The following is an 11,177-nucleotide window of genomic DNA, read 5'->3' as shown; positions in this document are numbered from 1 at the left end:
GACCAAAAGCTGAGTTACGGTGTCTTGATGCACCAGAAAGTTGAACGGTCTGTCACGCCTAAATTCTTATTTCTTTATCTCTTAAATTTGAAAACAGGTGATGTAAACATACGAGAAAGTTGAGTAGAATAACCCATAAAAATTAATTGATAAAAAGGTTCGGCTACATGCTATACAAAATATTACAAATATGGTTTACCAACATTTCATATAAATGCCGAACATCCTGGACCACAGCATGAATCCATGGGCCCCCTCTGGCAGGGATTCATGGCTTCCAAGCACCAGACATCCCCCGGGATATATGCTCTCCCATATTCGCTCCCATGTCTCAAGCTGTAACCCGGTATCAAAATAGGTGAACACTAAATTGCGACACAGGACCAGGTGGAATGGACCACCCGGGACCATCGTTCTCACATCATGGCATAAAAATTTTACGTTGGCCTTGTATTCCGGACGTAGACAATATATCCCTTTTTTTTGAACAAAGGCGATGTCCCGCCATGTATCAGGGAGTTCTTTCAGGCTGCGGGCCTGATAACAAGCCTGGGCAGCACGTTCAATCAACACTGCATCCAAGTCCGTAGCCAGAATCCGAACGGTAAGTCCGGGGAAAAGCGGCCTGAGGCTCAACTCCCACATCAATGCCAGGGTATACGGCTCCTCACCCGAAGCACAACCGGCACTCCACATCCGTAAAGTATCCTCGCCACGAGCAAGCGTTTGCCGGGCAAGCTCAGGCAAGACCTCCTGTTCCAAAAAGGCAAAGGTCCTCTTGTCGCGGTAGAAGCGAGTGATCGTCACGCGGCACAACACCTCCAGTATTGTCCACTCCTCTGGGTGACTTTCCAGATAGGCCCGGTAGGAAATAACCCCTTCCAATTGCAATTCTTCTATACGCCGCCGGATCCGTTTGCAGACTTGCTTACGTACTTTACGGAAACCTGCCCAACGCATGCGCAATCGAGGTAGCGCCCACTGCAGAAAATGCACCCATTCGCTTTCTTTCATTCCAGTTCCTCAGGTCCCCTCGCATTCCAACCACTCGACCTTTTAAAACACCAGCACATGCCGAATGCTAAAATCCTTTAGTGAAGTTATCCCCTTTTTACACCAAAAATTTGAAAATAATCCTTTTCCCAAGGTTCAACTTGACTTTTTTGAATCCCAAGTTTGGCCCAAACCTTTTTATTTATACCTTTATAACCCCAAAATTCACTTAAATACTTTTTAGGAACATATATCCGTTTTAATTTGGACCCAATCTTGGCCAACTCACACAATAATAGATGTCTGAGAGCGATGCTTCTACACATATTCCCCAAAGCCGGATGCCACGGGCCGGCCAAAATATTTTTCATCAGACTTTTTTCCGGAGTCAAACCAAGACGAATAACCTGCACTTTAGCCCGCCAAAAAAACGGGAGGCTTAAAGCTATTGCAGACACAGTCTCTGGTAAGCTCCACGGTTGATACTGACCTTTGGCCCACCACCTGGCCAAAAGAGTGGATTTGAGAACCAGACATGGATAGATGCGCACAACTTCCGGTTGCATCTCTATAGAAAAACGCACATCTTCAAACCAACTCTTCAGTGCATGTCCAGGCAGCCCCGGCAAAAGTTGAATGCCCAGACTCAGGCCCGCTCTCGAAATCATTTCGCAGGCCGCAACTATATCTGCCCGACAGTAGCCCCGACCGCTTAATTCCAATACCTGATTATCAAAGCTTTGCACTCCCAGCTCAACCAAATCAACTCCATGGTCACCTAGCAAGCTTAAAATATCCGGGCTGATCATATCCGGCCTGGTTGAACAGCGAATATGGCTAATTATCCCTTTATCCTTTAGTTTTTTTGTCAATGACAAAAAATAAATCATTTTCTCTTTGGACAGGCCAGTAAATGTCCCGCCAAAAAACCCAAGGCCAATGGCTTCCTTTTTTTGGACAAATCGGTCATTGAGCTCGTTCTCGATTTTTTCTCCAATGCTCTTGAAATCAAGACGCTCCAACTCTCCGGTTTGCAGATTCTGAGCGCAATAAACACACCTGGTTTTACTGCACCCGGCAAAGGGAAGAAAAACTGGCCAAACAGCCATTTTCTTTTTTTGGGGTTCAGGATGATAAAATTTCAAACTAATAATTTTCATAAATGGAAATAGACAAAAAAAATAACGTGTTAGACTTGCAAAAAAAATACAGCTGAGGTAAAAGTCTTTTAAAGTCGTTACTAAGACAAAAAAAATTCCACTTTTTATGCACAAAAAGTCATATGTTGCCAATACTACATGTGTTAAGTTTTATAAAGGTTAAACGTTGTATTCTGAACATTATACGCAAACTTAATATTTAAACTGTACAATAAACACGCAACACAATAAAATTTAAAATATAACTCGGAGTAAGAAATATGAATAACTGTATTTTTTGCCAGATTGTCCAAGGAAAAATTCCCTGTCAAAAAATCTATGAAAGCGAACATGTACTGGCCTTTTTAGATATTGCCCCGGTCAACAAAGGGCATGCCCTGATCATCCCCAAAGGTCACTATCCTACTATTTTTGAACTACCTTTAGATTTAGGGCAAGAACTCATTTTGGCCATGCAAAAAGTCGGAAAAGGGTTACTTACAGCATTGAATGCCTCTGGTCTAAATATAGGCATGAACAACTATGAAGCTGCTGGTCAACTGGTTCACCATGCTCACTGGCACCTTATTCCCCGCTATAAAGATGATGGGCTAAAACTCTGGCCACAACATAAATACTCAGACGCCCAGGAGATGGAGCAGTACGCCCAAAAAATCAAAGCTAAAATTTAATTTTATTAAAATTAAAGCTGTGTAATATGTCAAAAAGGCAATGTTTAAATTGGCCTATAAGAGTCGTTCAAAAGTACTCTAGTGCCCGGGTAAACCTTTAACCCTAAATTGCAAACTTTAAACTTCCCCCGGAGGTAATATATGGGCAAAACATTAACCAAAGCTGACATCGTGGACAAAATTTATGAACACAGTGAACGAAACAGGGCCGAAGTCAAGGCTCAAGTGGAACACCTTTTGGAACTGATGAAAAAAGCCATTAAAAAGGACCATGCTCTACTTATCAGCGGATTTGGAAAATTTGAGGCCTATAACAAAAAACCTCGTAAAGGCAGAAATCCACAAACAAATGAAAGTATCACTTTGCCTGGACGCAAGGTTGTTGTATTTAGGCTTTCCAGAAAATTCAGGCAAGAACTCAATCCGCAATAATAAAGGCATTGGGGAACTTAAGCTCTAACCTGGTCTTGATCTTTTGGGCCTTGGCCAGGGTTTTGAAAATGCCAGCATGGACACGCCAAAAGGTCCGGCCGCGGTGCTCAAATTTTTGTATCCTGGTGTGCACAAAACCTTTTTGACGCATTTTTGTCTGCAAGGCGATAGCATTGTCATAGATAGCAAATGACCCAACCTGCACATAAAAAATGCCAGGAATTTCCGGCGACCAAGAGCCAAGAGACTCAACGCGAACCCTTGCCGTTCCCGGGCCAACCAGACCTAATCTCTTGGCCGCTGCATAAGATAGGTCAATTATCCTGTTTTTTACAAATGGCCCGCGGTCATTAATACGCACAATCAAACTACGACCATTTTCCAGGTTGGTTACCTTGACCTTTGTATGCATGGGCAAAATTTTGTGTGCCGCTGTAAGCTCATACATATTATAAATCTCGCCGCTAGCAGTTCTTCGCCCATGAAATTTCGGTCCGTACCATGAGGCCACTCCTTCCTGAACAAACCCATGCGCTACCTTTAAAGGTCTATACGTCTTGCCATAAACAGTATATGGCCTCTGGGTTCCTTTTTGGGAAGGAGGAGCATATATCTTAGTGTTCCGCGAAGGGTAGTATACACTTTTTTGAGCGCATCCATACAAGCCCATAACCAGGATAATTAAACCAAACAAACATCCTGCCCATCCGCTCATCTTCCTTTTTTCTCCATTCATTTATAATTTAAATGCACAATAACCTTTAATCAATTAAAAACAAATAACTGCTAACAATCAAGGTCAAAACTAAGGGAAGAAGTCAATGAGTTATCAAACCTTCTTTTTTGCAACTTACCCCCTAAACGACATGAACTCAAGCCATCTTGTAAAAAATTAATCTTACAGGACAAGCCTACAGGCGGACAAAAACGGCCCCTTTCGTGTTATCATTTGTGAAAAAATAATATCACTTTTTCACAATTTCCATGCTCAACTACTAGCATTTTTTTTAAACCTGAGCTATTGAATGTCTAAATAAGATTGAACAGCTTGTATTTGTTAATTTAATACATTATGTTTTTTGGGTGGTATCTCACTAAAAAGATACCTGAAAAATCTACTTTTAACGGGCCGTTGTTCTTGCGACAAACAACAAATAAATGGCAAAGGGGGTTAATATGTCACAAGAAAAAGTAGGCGCAGTCATGGTTGTCGGCGGTGGTATTGCCGGCATTCAATCCGCTTTGGACTTGGCTGACGCCGGCTATTATGTCTATTTGGTGGAAAAAACAGCCGGTATTGGCGGCGTAATGTCCCAATTGGACAAAACCTTCCCCACCAATGACTGTGCGATGTGAATTATCTCACCCAAGTTGGTTGAGTGCGGTCGGCACTTAAACATTGAGCTTTTGACTTTAAGCGAAGTACAAAAAATTGAGGGCAGCGAAGGCAATTTTACCGTCACTGTCAAACAAAAGCCACGCTATGTGGAGGTGGATAAATGTATTGCCTGCGGCCTGTGTGCAGAAAAATGTCCCAAAAAAGTCCCTGACGAGTACAACGAGGGGTTGAGTGTTCGTAAGGCTGCCTACATCAAGTACGGCCAAACCGTTCCCCTCAAGTACGCTATCGATGGTGAAAATTGTATTTTTGTCCAGAAAGGCAAATGTCGGGCATGTGAAAAATTTTGTCCCACCGGTGCCATTGACTTTAACAAAGAGCACAAGGAAGAAATCATCCAGGTCAAAGTCGGCTCTGTAATTCTGGCCCCGGGATTTAAAGCCTTTGATCCTTCCCTTTTTGATCATTACGCCTACACACAATTTAAAGACGTAGTCACAGGTCTGGAGTACGAACGGTTGCTCTCAGCCAGTGGTCCATGCATGGGTCATCTGAAAAGGCCTTCTGATGGCAAAGAGCCGAAGAAAATTGCCTGGCTACAATGTGTTGGCTCCAGAAATATCAATAGATGCGACAACGGCTACTGTTCTTCTGTCTGCTGTATGTACGCCATCAAGCAGGCATTAGTTACAGCCGAGCATACCACTGGTGATGTTAACCAGGCCATTTTTTACATGGACATTCGTACTCACGGAAAAGAATTTGAACAATACTACGAACAGGCCAAGCAAAAGGGCATCCGCTTTGTCCAAAGCAGAATCCATACTGTATATCCAAACCCTGAGGGCGGCGTCATCTTAGAGTATTTTGATGGTGAAACGGGCGAAAGGGTCCTGGAGCCTTTTGATATGCTTGTCCTCTCTGTTGGTCTGGAAACAGATAAGAGCGCCATTGAATTGGCTAAAGCCCTTGGTATAGAGCTCAATAAATACAACTTTGCCCAAACTTCCAGTTTCAACCCGGTAGCCACCAATGTACCCGGCATCTATGCCAGCGGATGTTTCCAAAGCCCCAAGGATATTCCTCAATCCGTCACCGAAGCCTCCTCGGCTGCTGCAGCCGCTTCTATAGCGCTGAGCAATGTCAGAGGCGCCCTGGCTAAAGAACAAACCTTCCCTCCTGAAATAGATGTGGCTGGCCAAGAGGCACGGATCGGCGTCTTTGTCTGTTCCTGCGGCATCAACATTGCCGGCACAGTGGATGTTAAGGAATTGACCGAATATGCCAAGACCCTGCCCAATGTGGTCTATGCAGAAAACAATCTCTTTACATGCTCTCAGGATACCCAGGTCCTGATCGCGGAAAAAATCAAAGAGCACAATTTAAACAGGGTAGTAGTTGCAGCCTGTACCCCCAGGACCCATGAACCTATGTTCAGGGAAACGTTGAAAAATGCAGGTCTTAATGAATATCTCTTTGAGATGGCCAATATTCGCAACCAGAACAGTTGGGTCCATTCGAGCGAGCCAGAAAAGGCAACTGAAAAGGCCAAAGATCAGGTACGCATGGCCGTGGCCAAGGCTGCAATGCTTCAGCCTCTGGAACATCTCTCAGTTCAGGTCAATCAGACTGCTCTGGTAGTTGGTGGTGGAATTTCAGGCATGACCACTGCGCTGGGACTTGCTGACCAGGGATACGAAACCATCCTGCTTGAAAAATCAGATAAACTGGGTGGAAATGCCTGGCAGTTAAGCCACACCTGGAAAGGCGAAGAAGTAAAGCCTTACCTTGAACAGCTCATTGCCAAGGTAGAAAATCACCCCAACATAAAAGTCTTTAAAAATGCTTCACTCAAGACCTGTAAAGGTGCTGTGGGTGATTTCGTAAGTGAAATCGAAGTGGATGGTGAGGCAAAAGCCATCAAATATGGCGTGGCTGTGATTTGTACCGGAGCCAAAGAATACAAGCCCAATGAATACCTTTATGGCCAGGATGACCGTGTCTTTACCCATCTTGAATTTGAAGCAGAGCTTAAAGAACACAAGCCCGCCCTGGAAAAGGCCAAAGGGGCCGTATTTATTCAGTGTGTTGGTTCCCGCGATTCAGAAAGGCCATATTGTAGCCGCCTTTGCTGTACCAACACCATGCAACATGCTCTGGAGTTGAAAGAAGCCAACCCAGATTTGCCCGTATATGTATTGTACAGAGACATTCGAACCTATGGAGAACGCGAAGACCTGTACAAGGAAGCCCGCGAAAAAGGCGTAATCTTTATCCGCTATTCCTTGGATAACAAGCCCAAGGTATTTAAAGACGGCGATGATCTAGTTGTTCAGGTTCAGGATCATGTCCTGAAGCAGGACGTGGAGATCAGGCCCGATTATTTAGTACTGGCCACAGCCATTGTGCCATACGATAATAAGGAACTGGTTGAACTGTATAAGTGCAGCCTGAGCAATGAGGGCTTTCTCCAGGAAGCTCATGCCAAGCTGCGTCCGGTTGATTTAAGCGTGGACGGCATGTTTGTCGCCGGCCTGTGTCATTACCCCAAGCCTATCGACGAATCCATTGCCCAGGCCCAGGCAGCCGTGTCCAGGGCTACCACCATCTTATCCAAGTCGGTTATGCCCTTAGACTCCATCAAGTCATATGTCACAGAAAATTGTGATGGCTGCGCCCTGTGCGTGGACACCTGTCCTTATGGAGCCATATCTTTGGTTGACTATGAAAAAGATGGGCAGACTCTGCGCAAGATCGAAATAAACAAGGCACTTTGCAAGGGCTGTGGCGTTTGTGAAGCCACATGTCCCAAAAAAGGCGTGTTTGTTCACGGTTTTACCAATGAACAACTTAGAGCCCAGATATCTGCGGCCCTAGAAAACCTGTAACCACAAAAAATCTAATATAAGGAGAAGTTTCCATGGCTGAAAACTTCGAACCTGTCATTGTTGGCTTTCTCTGTAACTGGTGTGCATACGCCGGTGCAGATCTGGCCGGGGTCTCCAGACTCCAATATCCACCCAATATGCGTGCTATCAGAGTCATGTGTTCAGGGATGGTTCATCCCAACTTAGTAGTCGAAGCCTTAGAAAAAGGCGCCGATGGCGTCATTCTCATGGGCTGACACCTGGGTGAATGTCATTACCTGGATGGTAATAACAAAGCTTTAGCCCGGGCCCAGGCCATCAAATTGGTACTAGAAGACTTAGGAATAGATCCAGAACGCTTTGCAATTGAATGGGTTTCTTCTGCAGAAGCCCCAAGATTTGCAGAAGTAGTAACTAAGTTTACGGAAAAGATAAAATCCCTTGGCCCCAATCCTTTAAAAAAGGCCCAGAAAGAAGCAGCTAATGCTTAAGTTGGATGGGAGAGAGGTCTCTCTCCCGTCTGTAAGGAGGTATATATGACCAAAGTTACTGTAGCTGAAGAATGGTTGAATGCATGTTCCGGTTGCGAAATCGCCATTCTGAACATTGGAGAAATCCTAGTTGATCTTCTGGTCAACAATATAGAGTTTGTCCATATTCCTGTCATCCTGGACAAAAAGTATTATGGCCAAACCGGTGAAGAAACAGAGCTGAGCATTCCAGAGGCCGTGGTGGGGATTGTCTCGGGCAGTGTACGTAATGAAGAGCACAAAGAAGTGCTTTTGGAAATGCGTAAAAAATGTCAGATACTCGTTGCCCTGGGCACCTGTGCCACTAACGGCGGTATCCCGGCCTTAATTAATATGTACGATGAGGAAGAGCTGAAAAAATTTGTATATTGTGACTCTCCTACCACTGACTGTGCCGAGCCACCAACCGAACATATACCACCCCTGCTTGATAAATGTTACGCTTTGGATGAATTTGTGGATGTAGATATTTACCTGCCAGGCTGCCCTCCTCATCCCGACTGGATTGCTGCCGCAGTACTGGCATTGTTGGAGGGCAAAACAGAATTCAAAATGCCTGAGCGTTCAGTCTGTGACACCTGTCCTACCATTAAGGAACGCAAAAAGGGCATGGACGACATTAAGAGAATGCTGGAAACTCCAGAATTTGATCCTGACAAGCCCATAGATGAAATGCGCTGCCTCTTGGAGCAGGGCTTCATCTGTCTCGGCCCTGTGACCAAGGCCGGTTGCGGCGGCAAAGGCAAACCACCGCGTTGTTTGAGTACCAGAATGCCCTGCCGTGGTTGTTATGGACCAGTCCGTAAAGACTCAAAACCACTGATCGACTATATGGGTGCTTTGGCTTCGGTTGGTTTTGATCCCATGAAAATGCCTGATCGCCGTGGTTATCTGGCCCGTTTTACTGGTGCGCACGGTGTTCTGAAAAAGATAGGTTAGGAGGAGAGTAAAATATGGGTAAAACATTAAATATAGCCCCCATCACCCGTATTGAAGGTCATGCCAGCGTGGCCATCCATCTGGATGACAATGGGAATGTTGCCGATGCCAAGCTGCACGTGCTGTCATTACGGGGATTTGAAAAATTTGTTGTTGGCCGGCCAGTGGAAGAGGTGCCCAGAATTGTCAACCGTATATGCGGTATTTGTCCTTGGCAGCACCATCTGGCTTCTAACAAGGCCGCTGATGCCTGCCTGGGCGTAGAAGTCCCACCCGCAGGCAAAAAACTACGTGAACTCTGTCAGATGCTGGCCTACATCCCGGACAAAATCTTGCATTTTTATTTTCTTGCTGCGCCTGATTTTGTCCTGGGCCCGGATGCAGATTATTCTGTACGTAATGTTGTCGGTATTATCGGAGCCAATCCCGACCTGGCCAAAAAGGTCGTGCACATGCGTTATAAGGCTCAGATGATGCTGGAAAAATTCTCCGGCAAGGTCATTCATCCTATTGCAGCGGTCGTAGGCGGATATTCCAAGCCCATGAGCGAAGAAGAACGCAAGGAACTTCTGGCCGGTGTCCAGGAATTAAAGGACTTCGCCGTATTTACCATTAAGTTCGCCCGGGAAGAAGTCTTCCCTAAATACCTGGATGCTGTAAAAGTACTTGGCGTGTTCCCCTCCGGTTACCTTGGTACAGTAAGGCCTTCCGACGGCGCTCTGGAGCTCTTTGACGGCGAACTCCGCCTCATGGACAAAGACGGCAATTATGACCAGTTCAAGTATGAGGAATATACCGAATATATTGCCGAGCATGTAGAACCCTGGAGTTATCTCAAATTCCCCTACATCAAAAAACAGGGTGGCATCAAGCTGGATGAAAATGATCCGGTAGGAGTTTACCGCTCCAATTGCCTGGCCAGGATCAATGTCTGCGACAAGATGGCCACACCTTTGGCCCAGGAAGAGTTAGAAATCTTCCGCAAAGAATTTGGTCGTCCATCGCACTTAACTCTGCTCTATCACTGGGCCAGACTCATTGAAATGGTCTATTGTTGTGAGCGGGCTGAAGAGCTCTTGAATGACTCTGAGATTACCAGCCAGGAAATCAGGGCCAAAAACATCGAGCCCAAAGCTGGCGAAGGTGTCGGATGCGTTGAAGCTCCCCGTGGCACACTTATCCATCACTACAAAACCGATGAAAACGGCCTTGTTACTTTTGCCAACCTCATTGTGGGCACCACACACAACAATGCCCCAATGAACCTCTCTGTCAAGCAGGCTGCAAAAGCTCTGATCAAAGACGGAAAGTACGACCAGGGAATCTTAAACAGAATCGAGATGGCCATTCGGGCCTATGACCCGTGAATGAGCTGTGCCACACACCGCCTGGATGGCGGCATCAATGTTGAGCTAAAAATCTTTGATTCTCAAGGAAACTGCGTGGAAACTATGCGCAAATAGATTAGACAGAAGCGAATAAATCCATTAAAAGGGCCGCTGTTACGTCTAGTACGTGATAGCGGCCTTTTTTTAGGACTGATGAACGGGCGATGAGTTCCAGCTAAGTCCCGATACTAACTACGAAAAATGATTAAATTTTAGTTAAAAGGACTAAACAAACTAAGGACTTTAGCCTTAGACCACGATATTTTTCAAGGGGAGAGCATACATGGATTGGTCCCAAATGTTTAACTCCAGGGTAGTCGTTTTTGGCTGCGGTAACACATTGTTTGGTGATGACGGACTAGGCCCGGCAGTGATCGAGGCTTTGAAACTAGAAAAGGATTTGCCAGGTGATATAGCCCTTTTGGACGTGGGCACTTCTATCCGCCCTCTTCTTTTCGATCTGATTTTAAGCGACAAACACCCTCAAATGGTGATCATTGTTGACGCAACGACCCAAAGTGGGAGAAAACCAGGAGAAGTATTTGAAATAGACGTGGATGAGGTTGACCCCAAAAAACTGGCGGACTTCTCCATGCATCAATTCCCAACTACCAACCTGTTGAAGGAACTAAAAGAAGCCACGGATATGGATTTGCGTATTATTGTCGCTCAAACTGCTTATGTACCGGAGCAGATGGACGAGAAATTGAGCCCGGAAATAAAAGCTGCCGTTCCACAAATAGTGCAAAAAATAAAACAATTGATCAAAGAAACATAATTGTAGATTATAAAAATTGTGGAGGGGTAAAAGGAGAAAGCCCAGCAAAGCATCTGGCCTTCTCTAAAAGACGTTAAAAG

10 protein-coding genes are annotated in these 11,177 nt (G+C 45.2%); 7 read left to right on the top strand and 3 right to left on the bottom strand.

The window, feature by feature from the left end; translation table 11 throughout:
- Window positions 1-195 precede the first annotated feature (195 nt).
- Together KFV02_RS01705 and KFV02_RS01700 are read right to left on the bottom strand one after the other, a co-directional pair.
- Window positions 196-1,014 (bottom strand): CheR family methyltransferase, encoded by an 819-nt coding sequence (locus tag KFV02_RS01705; protein WP_252379803.1) that lies wholly within the window; start codon window positions 1,012-1,014, stop codon window positions 196-198.
- 86 nt (window positions 1,015-1,100) lie between these two features.
- Window positions 1,101-2,153, bottom strand: coding sequence for an elongator complex protein 3 (locus KFV02_RS01700; protein WP_252379802.1), 1,053 nt, complete (start codon window positions 2,151-2,153; stop codon window positions 1,101-1,103).
- Window positions 2,154-2,413: 260 nt separating this feature from the next.
- Here KFV02_RS01700 and KFV02_RS01695 point away from each other — a divergent pair, with 260 nt between their 5' ends.
- Both KFV02_RS01695 and KFV02_RS01690 read left to right on the top strand, forming a co-directional pair.
- The gene (locus KFV02_RS01695; protein WP_252379801.1) at window positions 2,414-2,824 is read left to right on the top strand and encodes an HIT family protein; all 411 of its coding nucleotides are present in this window, start codon (window positions 2,414-2,416) and stop codon (window positions 2,822-2,824) included.
- A 141-nt stretch (window positions 2,825-2,965) separates the two neighbouring features.
- Complete coding sequence (locus KFV02_RS01690) at window positions 2,966-3,256, top strand: integration host factor subunit alpha (RefSeq protein ID WP_252379800.1); 291 nt, start codon at window positions 2,966-2,968, stop codon at window positions 3,254-3,256.
- On the opposite strand, the gene KFV02_RS11400 is transcribed toward KFV02_RS01690, so the two are convergent.
- Complete coding sequence (locus tag KFV02_RS11400) at window positions 3,243-3,971, bottom strand: septal ring lytic transglycosylase RlpA family protein (RefSeq protein ID WP_289510015.1); 729 nt, start codon at window positions 3,969-3,971, stop codon at window positions 3,243-3,245. The genes KFV02_RS01690 and KFV02_RS11400 overlap by 14 nt on opposite strands.
- Window positions 3,972-4,432: 461 nt before the next feature.
- On the opposite strand from KFV02_RS11400, the gene KFV02_RS01675 reads away from it, so the two are divergent.
- The 5 genes from KFV02_RS01675 to KFV02_RS01655 all read left to right on the top strand — a co-directional run bounded on the left by KFV02_RS01675 (window position 4,433) and on the right by KFV02_RS01655 (window position 11,097).
- Entirely contained in the window at window positions 4,433-7,483 is a 3,051-nt protein-coding gene (locus KFV02_RS01675) for a CoB--CoM heterodisulfide reductase iron-sulfur subunit A family protein (protein ID WP_252379799.1), read from the top strand.
- A 32-nt stretch (window positions 7,484-7,515) separates the two neighbouring features.
- Complete coding sequence (locus KFV02_RS01670) at window positions 7,516-7,953, top strand: hydrogenase iron-sulfur subunit (RefSeq protein ID WP_252379798.1); 438 nt, start codon at window positions 7,516-7,518, stop codon at window positions 7,951-7,953.
- 45 nt (window positions 7,954-7,998) lie between these two features.
- Window positions 7,999-8,931 carry an NADH-quinone oxidoreductase subunit B family protein gene (locus KFV02_RS01665; protein ID WP_252379797.1) on the top strand — a complete coding sequence of 311 codons (933 nt, stop codon included), beginning with the start codon at window positions 7,999-8,001 and terminating at the stop codon, window positions 8,929-8,931.
- A 14-nt stretch (window positions 8,932-8,945) separates the two neighbouring features.
- Window positions 8,946-10,394, top strand: a complete 1,449-nt coding sequence (locus tag KFV02_RS01660) for a Ni/Fe hydrogenase subunit alpha (RefSeq protein ID WP_353617278.1) — start codon at window positions 8,946-8,948, stop codon at window positions 10,392-10,394.
- Window positions 10,395-10,602: 208 nt separating this feature from the next.
- On the top strand, window positions 10,603-11,097 hold the full coding sequence (locus tag KFV02_RS01655; RefSeq protein WP_252379795.1) for a hydrogenase maturation protease: 495 nt from the start codon (window positions 10,603-10,605) through the stop codon (window positions 11,095-11,097).
- The last annotated feature ends 80 nt before the right edge of the window (window positions 11,098-11,177 follow it).

The organism is Desulfovulcanus ferrireducens, assembly GCF_018704065.1.
GTDB classification, from domain to species: Bacteria; Desulfobacterota; Desulfovibrionia; order Desulfovibrionales; family Desulfonatronovibrionaceae; genus Desulfovulcanus; species Desulfovulcanus ferrireducens.
The sequence above is the reverse complement of the archived record's forward strand: the minus strand, read 5'-3'. Positions and strand labels throughout refer to the sequence as shown.